Origin of the sequence: Paraburkholderia eburnea, from assembly GCF_002917095.1 — a bacterium.
GTDB lineage: Bacteria > Pseudomonadota > Gammaproteobacteria > Burkholderiales > Burkholderiaceae > Paraburkholderia > Paraburkholderia eburnea.
Genome location: NZ_PQGA01000009.1, coordinates 126,899 through 141,149, shown reverse-complemented (window position 1 = coordinate 141,149; position 14,251 = coordinate 126,899). Strand labels below are relative to the sequence as shown.

The following is a 14,251-nucleotide window of genomic DNA, read 5'->3' as shown; positions in this document are numbered from 1 at the left end:
CCAGGCGCGCACGCCCTCGTCTCATGGCGAAGGTGGCGGCGCGCCCAACGTATCACGAGCGCATCAGCGCCACTCGCTGGAGTCCCCTTTCTCATGACATCGCCAGACAAGGCGGGCCGTCGCTCGTTCCTCAAAGGAACGATCGCGATCGTGCCTGTTGCAGCCGTCGGCACGGCGTCCGCCGTGCTGCGCCCCACCGTGGACGAAATCCGCCGTTCCGCGCCGCCGCCCGACACGCCCGCCCAGGAGCACTATCAGCCGGGCTATTTCACACCCGACGAATGGGCTTTCGTGAACGCCGCGTGCGACTGCCTGATCCCGAAAGACCACGTCGGCCCCGGTGCCGTCGAACTGGGCGTGCCGCAGTACATCGACCGTCAATTGCAGACCGGCTACGGTGACGCTTCGCGCTGGTACATGCACGGCCCATTCCAGAAGGGCGCGCCCGAGTTCGGCTATCAATCGAAACTCACGCCGAAGGAACAATACCGCCTGGGCATTCGCGCCATCGACGCTTACTGCAAGGCGCATCTCGGCGGCAAGACCTTCGCGCAACTGGAGAAGGCGAAACAGATCGCATTCCTTAAGGATGTCGAAGGCGGCAAGATCCAGGACGACTTCAACATGAAATCGTTCTTCAGCGGCTTCCTGCTGAAAAACACCATGGAAGGCTATTTCGCCGATCCGATGTACGGCGGCAACAAGGACATGGGTTCGTGGAAGATGATCGGCTATCCGGGCGCACGCGCGGACTACGTCGAGTGGGTGAGCGAATCGAAGCCGTATCCGTACGGTCCGGTCAGCCAGTACGGCAAGCGGGGTTAAGCAGCATGGCAACAATCAAGAAGAAACCTGTCGATGCGGTGATCGTCGGCTTCGGCTGGACCGGTTCGATCATGGCAATGGAACTGTGCAGCGCAGGCCTCGACGTGGTTGCGCTTGAACGCGGCGACGGCCGCGACACGATTCCGGATTTCGCCTATCCGCAGATCGTTGACGAAGTGAAATATTCGGCGCGCAACGCGCTACTGCAGAATCTATCGAAAACCACCGTCACCACGCGTCACACGAAGGACGATACAGCCCTGCCTTATCGCCAGATCGGCTCGTTCAAACCGGGCGAAGGCGTGGGCGGCGCGGGCACGCATTGGTCGGGCGTGCAGTCGCGCGTGATGCCCGACGAACTGCGCCTCTTTAGCCGCGTGAAAGAGCGCTATGGCGAGAAGTTCATCCCTGCGGGAATGCAACTGCAGGACTGGGGCGTGAGCTATGACGAACTCGAACCGCACTTCGACCGCTGGGAATATGTGTGCGGCACCTCGGGTCGTGCGGGCAACATCAAGGGCAAGCCGCAGGAAGGCGGCAATCCGTTCGAAGCCTATCGCTCGCGCGAATTCCCGCTGCCGGCACTGCCCGATCACCCGACCGGACGCCTTTTCGCCAAGGCCGCGCGCGAACTCGGTTACAAGCCGTTCGCGCTGCCCGCGGGCAATGCGTCCGGCCCGTATCAGAACGAGTACGGCTGCCAGTTGGGCCCGTGCAACTTCTGCGGCTTCTGCAGCGACTATGGCTGCCTGAACTACTCGAAGGCGTCCCCGCAAACGGCCATCATTCCGGCGCTGCTGCGCAAGCCCAATTTCGAACTGCGCGTGAATTCGCACGTGCTGCGCGTCGAACTGGACAAGGACGGCAAGCAGGCCACCGGCGTGACCTATATCGATGCTCAGGGTAACGAAGTATTCCAGCCCGCGAACATGGTCGTGCTCGGCGCATTCCAGTTGCACAACATTCGCCTGATGCTGTCGTCGAAGATCGGCAAGCCGTACAACGCCGATACCGGCGAAGGCACCGTGGGCCGCAACTTCTGCTACCAGGTGCTCAACAGCGTCAACATGTTCTGGGACAAGGACGTCTATATCAACCAGTTCATGGGCGCGGGCGGCGGCGGCCAGGCGATCGAAGAGTTCAACGCGGACAACTTCGATCACGGCCCGCTCGGCTTCATCGGCGGCGGCATCATCTGGGGCCGTCAGACCGGCAACGGTCCGGTGCGCGGCATTCCGCTACCGAAAGGCACGCCCAAGTGGGGCAGCGAATGGAAGCAGGCCGTGGCCGATAACTTCCTGCACACGGGCCGTATCGAATCGCAGATCAGCAACATGGCGTATCGGGGCTGCTTCGCCGATCTTGATCCGACCTACAAGGATGCCTACGGCGAGCCGCTCTTGCGCATCACGCTCGACTGGCAGGACAACGATCTGCGCGCGTCGGAATACATCGCCGGGAAGATGATGGAGATCGGCAAGCAGATGAACCCCAAGAGTATTTCCGGCCGCATTCTCAAGCGTGGCACGCACTGGGACACGCGCGCGTACCAGAGCACGCACGTGAACGGCGGCACGTCGATGGGCGCCGATCCGAAGACCTCCGTGGTCAACAAGTACCTGCAAAGCTGGGATGTGCCGAACGTGTTCGTGCTGGGCGCAAGCGTGTTCGCGCACGGCATCGGCTACAACCCGACCGGTCTTGTCGGCGGTCTCGCCTATTGGGCCGCCGCGAATATCCGCGAGCATTACTTGAAGAACCCCGGCCCGATGGTCCAGGTTTGAGGAGCCACACGACATGCGCAAACTTTCCGTAGCAATCGCCGCAGCTGTCGTAGTCGTGGGCGGCCTGTGGGCCGGCAGCATGACGAAGCCCGCCCTGACGATCGACGCCCAGGCGATGACTGCGCCGGGTAACGCCGCGCACGGCGAATATCTCGCGCGCGCGGGTGACTGCATGGCCTGCCACACCGCGAAGGGCGGCGCGCCGTTCGCGGGCGGCGTGCCGCTTGCCACGCCATTGGGCGCAGTCTATTCGACCAATATCACGCCGGACAAATCGCACGGCATCGGCAACTGGAGCTTCGAGGACTTCGCGCTGGCCATGCGCGAAGGCGTCACGCCCGACGGGCGCCGCCTCTATCCGGCGATGCCCTACACGGCCTATGCCAAGGTCAGCGACGGCGACCTGCGCGATCTCTACGCGTACTTCACGACGCGCGTGAACGCCGCGCCCGTGGCGAACGAGCCGGCGGACATCCCGTGGCCGCTCAACGCGCGCTGGCCGCTTGCGTACTGGAACCGCCTGTTCCACGACGACTCGCGCTTTAAGCCCGACGACGCACATAGCGTGGAATGGAATCGCGGCGCGTATCTGGTGCAAGGTCTCGCGCACTGCGGCACATGCCACACGCCGCGCGGCGTGGGCTTCCAGGAAGTCGATCTGGACGGCACGAGCGCGCGTTATCTTTCGGGCGCTCGCATCGACGGCAGCTCGCCGGTTAATCTGCGCGGCGACAAGGGCACGGGGCTGGGCGAATGGAACGAGGCCGATATCATCGCGCTGCTCAAGACGGGCCGCACGGCGCATTCGGCGGTCACCGGGCCGATGGGCGAAGTGGTCGAGCACAGCACGCAGTATCTGGGCGATGCCGACCTGCACGCGATCGCCGTCTACCTCAAGAGCCTGACACCGCTCTCGGACGACGCCGCCGCGCCCGCCTACAAGGCCGACGACGGCACGCTCACGTCGATCATGACGGGCCACGCCAACGATATCGGCGCGCGCATCTATATCGATAGCTGCGCGGCCTGCCATCGACAGAACGGCGAAGGGGCTGCGCGCGTGTTTCCGTCGCTGGCGAACAACCCGTCGGTGCTCGCGGCGCATCCGGATTCGCTGATTGCGGTGATTCTGGCGGGCTCGCGCTTGCCTTCGACGGCTTCGGCGCCCGCGCCGCTGGCGATGCCGCCGTTCGCGTGGCGCTACGACGATGACGAGATCGCGCAACTGGCGACCTTCGTGCGTTCGGCGTGGGGCAATGATGCGGGCGCTGTGTCCGCCGCCGATGTGAAGCGCGTGCGCGCACAGTTGGGGATTGAGGCGAAGCGGTAGGCGTTGGATGGAGGGAACGGTTGGCGTCAGCCGTTCCCTCCTCGTCGTGCAAACTCGTCAGGGAATTTTCGCGTGCAGACGTTCGAGCCAATTGGGTGGGATGTGGATTTCGCCAGAATCGCCTGAACCTCGAAACAGTATCGCGCTTTCGTCGGGCATGAATTCCGGGTCGCCACCGTCCATCGAATCGAAGTCGGTGCGCGCGAGCATTTCGCCGCTATAAGCGTCGTAAAGTCTTCCAACGTAGAAGAAAACATTGCCGTCCATGCCGGTCACGCACGATTGCGCACGGTAGCGGCCGCTTTGCGACGTCACGGCGACGCACTCATGTGCCTTGGCGCGCGCCCGCGCGCCCTGAATGTATTGAAAGACGCTGAATCCGGCAACGATAACAGCGACGACGAATACGGCGCGTCTTGGAGAACGAGCCTTCATTTCTTTATCCGAAATTTGACGGAGGGTGAATGCTTCACAACGCGACAATCTCAAAGGTGAAGCGGTAAGCATTGAGTGTCGAGGTGGTGGCATCAGCCATTCCTACTTCGTCGTGCAAACTCATCAGGGAATTTTCGCGTGCAGACGTTCGAGCCAATTGGGTGGGATGTCGATAAATCCAGTGCCCGACCCGTTGCCCTCCCCTCGTCTGAAAATAACGGCGCTTTCGTCGGGCATAAACTCAGGCAAGCCACCGTCCATGGAATCAAAGTCCGTTCGCGCGAGTAGCACGCCGCGATGAGCATCGTAGAGCCGCCCGACATAGTAGACAACGTTGCCGTTCATGCCTGTCACGCAAGATTCGGCGCGATACAGACCGCTCTGTGAAGCCACGGTTAAACACTCTTTTGCGTTAGCTCGCGCTCGTGCATCCAGAATATGCTGAAAAATGCTGAATGCGGCGACTGCGACAACGGCAAAAACCACGAGACGTAGCCGAACGCGCACCGTCACCGCTTCACCCTAAGTCTGATCGGGTTGATATTTACGACCCGGCAATCAGAGAACAAAATCAAATCTCCACCCGCGTTGTGCGTGTCCTGCCAGCGACGAAAGCGCGTAGGCAAACCACTTCCTGAGCAGCGCCGCCGACTTGTGCCAGCCCATTTTCGACATTGCTGCGGGAATCTCAGTGATCTCGAATTTCTCAGCGGTCGCAAGATATCGCGCGTCGCGCTCGACCCCGGGATGGTTTCCAGCCTCACTGCTGACGGGCGCGACATTTCCCGACTGCTTGCGCCATTCCCCGTTGTTCGGCGTATAGATTGACAACTCTTGTGCGCTCATACGGCTACGCTCCTGATCGTAAAGTTTCTCCTTACTACCACGGAGGCACGGACGATCGAGATAAGAGTTGCAATAAATATGATCCAGTCGGGCAACCTTTATTTAAAATAATGTATCAGGCACGTATGCAATTAACCGTATTTTTTACGCGATCCGATATTTTATTTCGCATCCCAAATCACCCTTCCCCAGCAAGAAACGACTTGATCTCATCCCCCAGCCACGTCCGCAGCGCACGCACCTTGGGGTCGTCCCGACTGCCGATGCGATACACCAGATCGTGTCCGCGCTCGGACTCCAGCCGGATCTGCGGAAACGGCGCCACCAGCCTGCCCGCCGCAATATCGTCCGCGACAATCACGCTACGCCCGAGCGCCACGCCTTCACCGCGAATCGCCGCTTCGATCGCCAGGCTCCCATGGCTATAGGCCGGTCCGCGATCGCTGCGCACGCGCTCCACACCCGCCAGCGCGAACCACTGCTCCCAGTTGGCCAGCATGCCGCCTTCGTGCAACAGCGTGCAGCCTGCGAGATTCGCCACCGCGCACAACCCACGCATCTTCTCCCGATAAGCCGGGCTGCACACCGGCGTCACCGTCTCCTCCAGGATGCGCTCGGCCAGCAGGCGCGAGTAGCGGCCGCTGCCGTAACGGATCGCGACATCGGCTTCGCCTTCGTTCAGGTCGATGAATTTATCGGTGACGTCCAGGTGAACGTCGAGATCCGGATAACGCGTCTTGAAGCGATGCAGACGCGGCGCGAGCCATTTGTTCGCGAACGACACGCTCGCGTTGATCTTGAAGCGCTCGACGCCGTCATGGCCGCGCACGCGATCGGCTTCTTTCGTGAGTTCGCCGAGCAGACGCGTGACCGCCAGCAGAAATTCCGCGCCCGCTTCGGTTAGCACGATGCGGCGCGTGAACCGTTGAAACAGCGCGACGCCCAGATGTTCTTCGAGCGTCTTGATGTGCCGGCTCACCGCGCCGTGGGTGACGTGCAGTTCCTGTGCCGCCAGCGTCATGCTCAGATGCCGTCCGGTGGCCTCGAAGGCGCGCAGCGTTTGCAGAGGGGGAAGCCGGTCGAACACGGTCGGATCATGTGTGAGTTTAGCTCACGCATTATATGACGATAAATGATTTGTCAGCCTGGGTGGCGGCGCTCAATATGAGCCGTACGGTCTCAATCGAACACCATTTGCCCATCATGGATCTCCTGCTTTTCAAGCTCTTCGTCACGCCCGTGTTGCTGCTGCTCGCTTCGCTTGCCGTTCGCCGCTGGGGTGAAGCGCTCGGCGGATTGCTCGTTGGGATGCCGCTCACTTCGGGGCCTGTTTCCGTGTTTCTCGCGCTGGAGCACGGCCCCGTATTCGCTACGCAGGCTACCGCCGGTTCGCTCGTCGCGACCGTTGCGCAAGCCGCCTTCTGCTTCGTCTATTGCCGGCTGGCCGCGTCGGGATGGCGTCTCGCGTTGACGGGCGCGGCGGGTGCGTTCGTGGTCGTGGCCGCGCTGCTGCAATGGAACGCGCTGCCCGAAATCCTGCTGTTCCTGCTTGCGATAATCGTCATCACCCTCGCATTGAACTTCATGCCGATCACAGCGGCGGCGAGCGCGAAGATCGACGCGCCCTGGTGGGATCTGCCGTTGCGCATGGTGTTGATCGCCGGCCTGATCGTAAGCGTGACGCTGATCGCGCCGTATGTGGGCGCAAGCGCGGCCGGTGTGATCGCGTCGTTTCCGTTCATGGCCATCATCCTGGCGGTGTTCGCGCATCGTTCGAGCGGCGCGGCCGCCGCGCAGCAGATAATGCGTGGTATGGCAACGGGCCTGCTAGGCTTCGCGGCGTTCTTCTTCGTGCTGAGTCTCCTGCTCACGCGCACGCATGGGGTGGTCGCTTATAGCAGCGCGATTTTCTGTACGCTCTTGATCCAGGCGCTCTCGTTCTATCGCATGCGCATGCCTGCCGCGTTGCCGGTGGAGTGAGCCGTCGCGATCCTATAATCGGGAAGCGTCGCGCGCCGGCCGCTTTCAGCGGTAACGTCCAGACGCGCGGCCTCCCGCCATCGGATAGCCCTCAACAGGATCACCGCACAGGATCACGCATGTACATCGCCATGAATCGCTTCAAGGTCGCCCTCGGTTCGGAAGCCGCATTCGAGGAAGTCTGGGCGAGCCGCGACACGCACCTCAAGGAAGTGCCCGGCTTCATCGAATTTCATCTGCTCAAAGGTCCGCAACGCGAGGATCACGTGCTCTACGCGAGCCACACGATCTGGGCGAACCACGCCGCCTTCGAGGCCTGGACGCGCTCCGACGCCTTCCGCGGCGCTCATCGAAACGCCGGCAACGCCGGGCAAAGCCGCCCGCTCTATCTGAGCCATCCGGAATTCGAAGGCTTCGAGGTCGTGCAGACCGTCAAGTAAGCATTCAGGCGCGCGCCGCCCTCACCGCAATAGTGAAAACTGCACGCGCGTCACGCCAAAACTACACACCGCGCGGCCCTGTTCCACTGCCGCGCGCGTCCTTCCCCCCGCCCTCGGATTCTGCGCTAACGCCTTGCGCCACCGGCATCTCGCCGTGCCGCAACATTGCCGCGCGGGAATTCCCTCGCATTGGCCCGGACCTTGCTAACCAGCTAAAGAGGTCGAAGCGTGCCGCAACCGGCCGCTTCGCCTTGTGCGCGCCGTCTCGCACCCGCATCGAGCACTGTTCACTTGCACTCATCGGGGGAGTCACCTTGTCGTCAACGCTCCCAACGTTTTGATGGTCGCCGTCGCGCACTCGCCGAAGTGCGGCGTAGTGCCTGACGCAGCGCCTCGATCGCGCGACGCGTCCCCCGATCCAGCCACTGCGAGACCCCATGAGCAAAAAGACCGCTACCCGCATCGCCGAAGGCCAGCCGTTCCCGCATGGCGCCACCTGGACCGGGCGCGGCGTGAATTTCGCGCTGTTCTCGGCGAATGCGCAAAAAGTCGAGCTGTGCCTGTTCGACAAGACCGGCCAGCGCGAACTCGAGCGCATCGAGCTGCCCGAATACACCGACGAGATTTTTCATGTCTTCCTGCCCGATCTCGAACCGGGCGCGATCTACGGCTACCGCGTGCACGGCCCTTACGAGCCGGACGCCGGCCATCGCTTCAATCCCAACAAGCTGCTGCTCGACCCTTATGCGAAAGCGCACGTCGGCACGCTCAAGTGGCACCCCGCGGTGTTCGGCTACACGCTCGACAGCCCCGACGCCGATCTCTCCTTCGACACCCGCGACAGCGCGCGCTACGTGCCGCGCTGTCGCGTGGTCGACCAGACCTTTAGCTGGCACCACCCATTGCGTGAGCGCGTGCCGCGCGAACGCGCGATCGTCTACGAGACGCATGTGCGCGGCTACACGATCCGCCACCCCGACGTGCCCGAAGAAGAGCGTGGCACCTTCGCGGGCATGGCGAATTCGAAGGTGCTCGACTACATACGCGGCCTTGGCGTGACCTCGCTCGAGTTGATGCCGATCCATACCTTCGTGAACGATTCGTATCTGCTGGAGCGTGGCCTCACGAACTACTGGGGCTACAACACCATCGGCTTCTTTGCGCCCGATCCGCGCTATTCGGTCGGCGAGCACGGCTCGATCGACGAATTCAAGAACATGGTGGACCGCCTGCATCAGGCGAGTCTCGAAGTGATCCTCGACGTGGTCTACAACCACACCGCAGAAGGCAGCGAACTGGGGCCGACGCTGTCGTTTCGCGGCATCGACAACGCTTCGTATTACCGGCTCGTCGCCGATAATCCGCGCTATCACATCAACGACACGGGCACGGGCAATACGCTCAATCTCTCGCATCCGCGCGTGCTGCAGATGGTGACGGACAGCCTGCGCTACTGGGTGCTCGAAATGGGCGTCGACGGGTTCCGCTTCGATCTGGCGACGATTCTCGGGCGCGAGCCTTATGGCTTCGACGAAGGCGGCGGCTTTCTCGACAGTTGCCGCCAGGACCCGATTCTCTCCAGCGTGAAGCTGATCGCCGAGCCGTGGGACTGCGGCCCCGGCGGCTATCAGGTCGGCGGCTTTCCACCGGGCTGGGCCGAATGGAACGACCGCTTTCGCGACACCGTGCGTAGCTGGTGGAAAGGCGACGAAGGCAAGGCGGCCGATCTCGCCACGCGGCTGGCCGCTTCGGGCGAGCAGTTCAACCGGCGCGGGCGCCGTCCGTGGTCGAGCGTGAACTTCGTCACCGCGCACGACGGCTTCACGCTGCACGACCTCGTCTCGTACAACGAGCGCCACAACGAAGCCAATGGCGAGGAGAACCGCGACGGCCACGCGGACAATCTCTCGTGGAACTGCGGCGCCGAAGGCCCGACCGACGACGCCGATATCCGCGCATTGCGCGAGCGCCAGAAGCGCAACTTTCTTGCCACGCTGCTGCTTTCGCAGGGCACGCCGATGCTGCTCGCGGGCGACGAATTCGGGCGCACGCAGCGCGGCAACAACAACGCCTATTGCCAGGACAACGACATCAGTTGGGTGGATTGGGACGGTATCAACGACGATGGCCGTGCGCTCGCCGATTTCGTGCGCAAGCTCACGGCGCTGCGCCATGCGCTGCCGGTGCTGCGCCGCAACCGTTTTCTCACTGGCGAACACAACGCGACGCTCGACGTCACGGATGTCGAATGGTTCTCGCCTGCGGGCGTGCCGCTGCACGGCGATCAATGGGGCGATGCACAGATGCGATGTTTCGGTATGCTGATCGATGGTCGGTCGCAGACCAGCGGCATCATGCGCCTGGCCTCCGACGCGACGCTGCTGATCGTGCTCAACGCATATCACGACGTGGTGGATTTCACGCTGCCCTCCGTGCCGGGCAACGATCAATGGAGCTGTCTGATCGACACGAACAGGCCGGTGCGCGACGAACTGCCGGAGTTCGAAGCGGGCGACGTTTATCAGGCAACGGGACGCTCGCTGCTGCTGTTCGCGCTGCATGCGCGCGGCGCGACGCAGCGTGTGTTCGAGCGTCTGGAGGGGAACCTCACGGGTTGAGGCCGTGCGCGCCATTCTGAAATGGCGGCACGCAATTTGCCCTCCCACGCACCATCGGTGCGCTACCGGCACGAGCCGCCGTCGATAACCGCGAGCCGATAAAACCGCAAACTTCGCGGCTCACTTCGTCAAATAAAGCCCCGCGCCATCCACGCGCACGTTCGACTCGACATGGGGTCGCGCAAGCAGTGCGCGCAGCGCGAGGCGATCGGGCGCCCTCGTCGTGAAGGATTCTCCGGCCGCGAATTGCAGGCGCCATAGCACCGGCCCGCGCCCATGCGCGTCAAAGCTCGCTATGTTTCTTCGCGTTGCCGCGGGCCTTGTCGACCGGATAGCGCGTCTCGTTTACGCGTACCTTGTCGGCCGCCGCCTTCACGAGATCGAAACCCGCCGTATGCGCCACCAGCAGCAGATAGATGAACACGTCGGCGCATTCCTGTTCGAGGTGCGCGCGGCCCTGCTGATCGGCGAGCATCGCGGCTATCTGCGCATCGTCCTTCCATTGAATCGTTTCGAGCAGCTCGCCCGCCTCGATGCTGGTCGAGACGATCAGGTTGCGCAGCGTGTGAAACTGCTGCCAGTCGCGCGCTTCGCGAAACGCGAGCACCTGCTGCATCAGCGCGTCGAGCGGCGTGGTTTGCGGGGAATCGGTCATGGCAACGGACGTTGGGACGCAAAGCCCGGATTGTACCGCCCGCCTGGGCATGCCTCTCACCGGCACCGGCACTGGCGACAGCGATAGCGCGGCAAACTCACGCGAAACGTCGCACCAAAAGCAGCAGCGTCGGAAGCCGACAGTGATGTCGCCATGGCGAACGCTCAAGCCGTCACAGGAAGCAGCGCGATGAGGCGGTCGAACGCGGCGCGCGCCCCGGCACAAGCGAGATCGACATCGCGCGGCGTATGCACGGCGCGGCGCATGGCCGCGACGAAGGCATGCCAGCGCGGGCCGGAAGCGTTGCCGTCGCCGCCCGGATAGTCGAGTGCATGAGGCGCGAACGTGCCCGCATGACGACGCACCAGCACGGCGCTGCCCAGTTGCAAGCCCTCGATGACATAACAGGCGCCCCAGCGCCAGGCCGCGTTCGCTTCGAGCGGCGCGAGCGATGAGGAGGCATCCGGCGGCGGCGGCGCGTCTTCCATGCCCCGCAAGACCGGATGCGCGAGATCGCGCTCGATCAGCGCGAGGCGCGCACGCGGCGGCAGCAAGCCGGGATCTTGCGGGCCATCGGCGAAGCGCCGCAACCAGGCTTCGAGCGGCGCGAGCCAGGCGTGCAAGATCCGCAGATGTTGCTGGTAATCGGCCAGCGTGGGCGTGGGGACGGCGAGCGGCATGGCGCGCTCGGCGCTTTCCTGGCGCGACGCGGTAGCAAGGCGCAGAGCGCCGAGGACGTCGACGAACGACGATTCGGCTGTGGATCGAAGGGCGGTCACGGGATGGGTGCGGGTAAGCAATTGTGCAAACGTACGAAAAAACGGGCGGCGCGCGTCAAACCGTGCAACGCGCTTGTCTGGTCCCGGTAGTCGTCGATGCAGATCGATCCGCACGGCGCGCGCCCTGACGGAGCGTCCGCTCGCGGAATCAGGGCTTGATCGTGTCTCGGTCGGATTTGCGCACGGCGGAGCGAGAAGTCCGCGCCGGCACGTCAGATCGATCCGCTACGAAACGCTGCAAAGCGGCTACCAGCCCATTGCTGGCGAGTATCAGCAGATTCCGTTCCCGGACCTTGCATCCGGGCGTGATTCTCAAAACCTTGCGTGTCCCTTGCAGTTCCCTATTGCGCCGCCGACGGCGCGCGGGCCGCGCGCGACGCTGGCCGCGCCAGCCGCCACGTATTGCGGCCCGCCCGCTTGGCCTCGTACATCGCGGCGTCGGCGAGACAGAGCGGCTCGTCGGGCGGCGCTCCGCCGTCCTGAGCGCGGTGCAGCGCCACGCCCACGCTCGCGCTGCATTCGATTGCCTGGCCGCCCGCCAGCAGGGGCCTCGCAAGCGACTGGCAGACCGCCTGGGCGATGCGCCCGGCGCTCGCCGCCTCGGTGACGCCACGGCTCACTACCACGAATTCGTCGCCGCCCAGCCGGCTCACGAAGTCGCCCGTGCGCACCGTCGCCGTGAGCCGCTGCGCCACTTCGCGCAGCAGCGCATCGCCGGTATCGTGGCCGTGGCGATCGTTGATGCCCTTGAAGCCGTCGAGATCGATAAAGGACAACGCAAAAGCGCTCGCCTCGCCCAGGGTCGTGCGCAGTTCTTCTTCGAGCGCGCGCCGGTTCGCCAGCCCCGTGAGCGGGTCGATCAGCGCGCGCTCGCGCAATTCGCGCTCGGTGCGGCGCTGCTGAGTGACGTCGTGCGATACGACGTAGAACCCCGTCACCTTGCCCTCGCGCTCGGCGGGAATATAGGTCGTGCACCAGACGCGCTCCTCGTCCGCGCGATAGCGCACTTCGTCGCAGGTCACGCGCTCGCCCGCCAGCGCGCGCGTGAAGAACGGCTGCAACTGCTCGAACAGTTCGGGGCGCAGCATGTCGCGAATGCTCACCCCGCGCAGCGCGGCCGAAGGTTTGGCCAGCACGCGCTTGAAGGTCTCGTTGTTGAACTGGTAGCGCAGATCGCGATCCACGGCGGCGATCAGCACGGGCAAATTGTCCGTAATGGTCTGCCGGGCGTCGCGGCTGCGGCGCAGCTCGGCGGTACGCTCGCGCACACGGTCCTCCAGTTCCGCGTGATAGTTGCGCAGCGCGTCTTCGCTTTTCTTGCGGCCGTCGATGTCCTGCACGGCGGCGATGAAATGCAGCGGCATGCCCGCGGCGTCACGCAGCAACGTCACGGCAAGATTGACCCAGATCGCCGTGCCGTCAGGGCGCACGTAGCGCTTTTCGGTCGCGTAGGTGGTCTGTTTGCCGGCCACCAGTTCCGCCGCGAGCGCGACATCGGAAGCGACATCGGCGGGATGCGTGACTTCGGCGAAGGTCAGCTTGCGCAGCGTCGCCTCGTCGTAGCCGGTGATTTCGGTGAACGTGGGGTTGACTTCCAGAAAACGCCCGTCGAGCGCGACCAGCGCGTTGCCGATCGGCGATTCCTTGAATACGGTCGTGAAGCGCGCCTCGCTGATCGCCAGCGAGCGGCGGTCGCGCTCGTGCGCCGTGCGCGAGCGGATCAACTGGTGGCGCACCTCGATTTCGCGCTCGATCAGTTGTGCGTATTCGGCGAGCGCCTGGGCGTCGTCCGACTCGAAACTGCGCGCGCGCGTGTCGATCAAACAAAGCGTGCCGATCACCTGGCCGTCCGCGAGGCGCAGTGGCGCGCCCGCGTAGAAGCGGATATACGGCGCGCCCAGCACGAGCGGATTGTCGAGAAAGCGCTCGTCGTCGAAGGTGTCCTCCACCACGAGCATGCGTTTGCTGAGGACGGCGTGCGCGCAGAACGACATGCTGCGCGGCGTCTCGCAGGCCGCGAGACCGTGATGCGACTTGAACCACTGCCGGTCCTCGTCGACCAGCGACACCAGCACGATCGGCACGCCGAACGCCCGTGCGGCCAGCCGCGAGATGCGGTCGAACGCTTCTTCCGGTTCGGAGTCGAGAATATCCAGACGTCTGAGCGCCTGCAGGCGCAGGTCTTCGTCGAGCGGAAGCGGTGCGGTAATCATGCAGTGGTCCAGCGTCGGTGTATTCGGCGCACGATGCAATGCGCTCTTTAGTCATGAGGCGCTGTGTGTCGTGCTCCTCGCCTTGCTCTTGTTTACGGCAGCAATCCGGCATTTTTTACCCCAGGCATCGCACTTAGCGGAAAACTACCGGAGCACGCGCAAACGTTTTAATAAGCGCACGAGCGTGCGCTTGCTAGCTGAGATGCGCGAATTCATCCGCTCGAAACGTAAGCGTCTGGAACCTTGATAGCAGGCTCTTTCACGCTGGCAGCACCCACGGTTATTAATTCGCATATCGAATTAATAGGCAAAAAATTCCTGATCGATCCCCGCAAAAAAATCACCC

13 protein-coding genes and 1 pseudogene are annotated in these 14,251 nt (G+C 63.5%); 7 read left to right on the top strand and 7 right to left on the bottom strand.

From position 1 onward, the window contains the following. The first annotated feature begins 93 nt into the window (after positions 1 to 93). The 3 genes from B0G62_RS17900 to B0G62_RS17890 are packed head-to-tail and all read left to right on the top strand — an operon-like array spanning position 94 to position 3,939. Complete coding sequence (locus B0G62_RS17900) at positions 94 to 825, top strand: gluconate 2-dehydrogenase subunit 3 family protein (protein WP_103705555.1); 732 nt, start codon at positions 94 to 96, stop codon at positions 823 to 825. 5 nt (positions 826 to 830) lie between these two features. Continuing rightward, the gene (locus B0G62_RS17895; RefSeq protein ID WP_103705554.1) at positions 831 to 2,609 is read left to right on the top strand and encodes a GMC family oxidoreductase; all 1,779 of its coding nucleotides are present in this window, start codon (positions 831 to 833) and stop codon (positions 2,607 to 2,609) included. A gap of 13 nt (positions 2,610 to 2,622) precedes the next feature. After that, positions 2,623 to 3,939: a cytochrome c gene (locus B0G62_RS17890; protein WP_103705553.1), complete on the top strand. Its 1,317-nt coding sequence runs from the start codon at positions 2,623 to 2,625 to the stop codon at positions 3,937 to 3,939. A gap of 57 nt (positions 3,940 to 3,996) precedes the next feature. Here the strand turns inward: B0G62_RS17890 and B0G62_RS31340 are convergent, their stop codons facing one another. From B0G62_RS31340 to gcvA, 4 genes and pseudogenes are all read right to left on the bottom strand, one after another. Then, positions 3,997 to 4,446 carry a hypothetical protein gene (locus B0G62_RS31340; RefSeq protein ID WP_146055321.1) on the bottom strand — a complete coding sequence of 150 codons (450 nt, stop codon included), beginning with the start codon at positions 4,444 to 4,446 and terminating at the stop codon, positions 3,997 to 3,999. A 51-nt stretch (positions 4,447 to 4,497) separates the two neighbouring features. Further along, positions 4,498 to 4,860: a hypothetical protein gene (locus B0G62_RS31335; RefSeq protein WP_167401302.1), complete on the bottom strand. Its 363-nt coding sequence runs from the start codon at positions 4,858 to 4,860 to the stop codon at positions 4,498 to 4,500. A 129-nt stretch (positions 4,861 to 4,989) separates the two neighbouring features. Then, positions 4,990 to 5,220 (bottom strand): annotated as a pseudogene (locus B0G62_RS17875) (DUF6402 family protein); the annotation flags it as partial. Positions 5,221 to 5,398: 178 nt separating this feature from the next. After that, the gene (gene gcvA / locus B0G62_RS17870; RefSeq protein WP_103705549.1) at positions 5,399 to 6,307 is read right to left on the bottom strand and encodes a transcriptional regulator GcvA; all 909 of its coding nucleotides are present in this window, start codon (positions 6,305 to 6,307) and stop codon (positions 5,399 to 5,401) included. A gap of 116 nt (positions 6,308 to 6,423) precedes the next feature. Here gcvA and B0G62_RS17865 point away from each other — a divergent pair, with 116 nt between their 5' ends. The 3 genes from B0G62_RS17865 to glgX all read left to right on the top strand — a co-directional run bounded on the left by B0G62_RS17865 (position 6,424) and on the right by glgX (position 10,258). After that, positions 6,424 to 7,200, top strand: coding sequence for a hypothetical protein (locus B0G62_RS17865; protein ID WP_103705548.1), 777 nt, complete (start codon positions 6,424 to 6,426; stop codon positions 7,198 to 7,200). A 119-nt stretch (positions 7,201 to 7,319) separates the two neighbouring features. Further along, positions 7,320 to 7,640 carry a heme-degrading protein HmuQ gene (gene hmuQ / locus B0G62_RS17860; protein WP_103705547.1) on the top strand — a complete coding sequence of 107 codons (321 nt, stop codon included), beginning with the start codon at positions 7,320 to 7,322 and terminating at the stop codon, positions 7,638 to 7,640. 437 nt (positions 7,641 to 8,077) lie between these two features. Next, a complete protein-coding gene (gene glgX, locus B0G62_RS17855) occupies positions 8,078 to 10,258 on the top strand; it encodes a glycogen debranching protein GlgX (RefSeq protein WP_103705546.1) in 2,181 nt (726 codons plus the stop codon). 283 nt (positions 10,259 to 10,541) lie between these two features. Here glgX and B0G62_RS17850 read toward each other — a convergent pair whose 3' ends face one another. The 3 genes from B0G62_RS17850 to B0G62_RS17840 all read right to left on the bottom strand — a co-directional run bounded on the left by B0G62_RS17850 (position 10,542) and on the right by B0G62_RS17840 (position 13,905). After that, a complete protein-coding gene (locus B0G62_RS17850; RefSeq protein WP_103705545.1) occupies positions 10,542 to 10,913 on the bottom strand; it encodes a nucleotide pyrophosphohydrolase in 372 nt (123 codons plus the stop codon). Positions 10,914 to 11,077: 164 nt separating this feature from the next. Continuing rightward, entirely contained in the window at positions 11,078 to 11,692 is a 615-nt protein-coding gene (locus B0G62_RS17845) for a biliverdin-producing heme oxygenase (RefSeq protein ID WP_103705544.1), read from the bottom strand. A 341-nt stretch (positions 11,693 to 12,033) separates the two neighbouring features. After that, a complete protein-coding gene (locus B0G62_RS17840) occupies positions 12,034 to 13,905 on the bottom strand; it encodes a sensor domain-containing diguanylate cyclase (protein ID WP_103705543.1) in 1,872 nt (623 codons plus the stop codon). Here B0G62_RS17840 and B0G62_RS31725 point away from each other — a divergent pair. Further along, positions 13,904 to 14,152, top strand: coding sequence for a hypothetical protein (locus tag B0G62_RS31725; protein WP_167401301.1), 249 nt, complete (start codon positions 13,904 to 13,906; stop codon positions 14,150 to 14,152). The genes B0G62_RS17840 and B0G62_RS31725 overlap by 2 nt on opposite strands. Positions 14,153 to 14,251: the final 99 nt, after the last annotated feature.

What these genes read in the sequence shown, in the direction of transcription:
- glgX (WP_103705546.1), top strand. Translation starts at nt 8,078, where the DNA reads ATGAGCAAAAAGACCGCTACCCGCATCGCCGAAGGCCAGCCGTTCCCG.
- B0G62_RS17840 (WP_103705543.1), bottom strand. Translation starts at nt 13,905, where the DNA reads ATGATTACCGCACCGCTTCCGCTCGACGAAGACCTGCGCCTGCAGGCG.
- B0G62_RS17865 (WP_103705548.1), top strand. Translation starts at nt 6,424, where the DNA reads ATGGATCTCCTGCTTTTCAAGCTCTTCGTCACGCCCGTGTTGCTGCTG.
- B0G62_RS31725 (WP_167401301.1), top strand. Translation starts at nt 13,904, where the DNA reads ATGCAGTGGTCCAGCGTCGGTGTATTCGGCGCACGATGCAATGCGCTC.
- B0G62_RS17890 (WP_103705553.1), top strand. Translation starts at nt 2,623, where the DNA reads ATGCGCAAACTTTCCGTAGCAATCGCCGCAGCTGTCGTAGTCGTGGGC.
- B0G62_RS17895 (WP_103705554.1), top strand. Translation starts at nt 831, where the DNA reads ATGGCAACAATCAAGAAGAAACCTGTCGATGCGGTGATCGTCGGCTTC.
- B0G62_RS31340 (WP_146055321.1), bottom strand. Translation starts at nt 4,446, where the DNA reads ATGCTTACCGCTTCACCTTTGAGATTGTCGCGTTGTGAAGCATTCACC.
- hmuQ (WP_103705547.1), top strand. Translation starts at nt 7,320, where the DNA reads ATGTACATCGCCATGAATCGCTTCAAGGTCGCCCTCGGTTCGGAAGCC.
- B0G62_RS17850 (WP_103705545.1), bottom strand. Translation starts at nt 10,913, where the DNA reads ATGACCGATTCCCCGCAAACCACGCCGCTCGACGCGCTGATGCAGCAG.
- B0G62_RS17900 (WP_103705555.1), top strand. Translation starts at nt 94, where the DNA reads ATGACATCGCCAGACAAGGCGGGCCGTCGCTCGTTCCTCAAAGGAACG.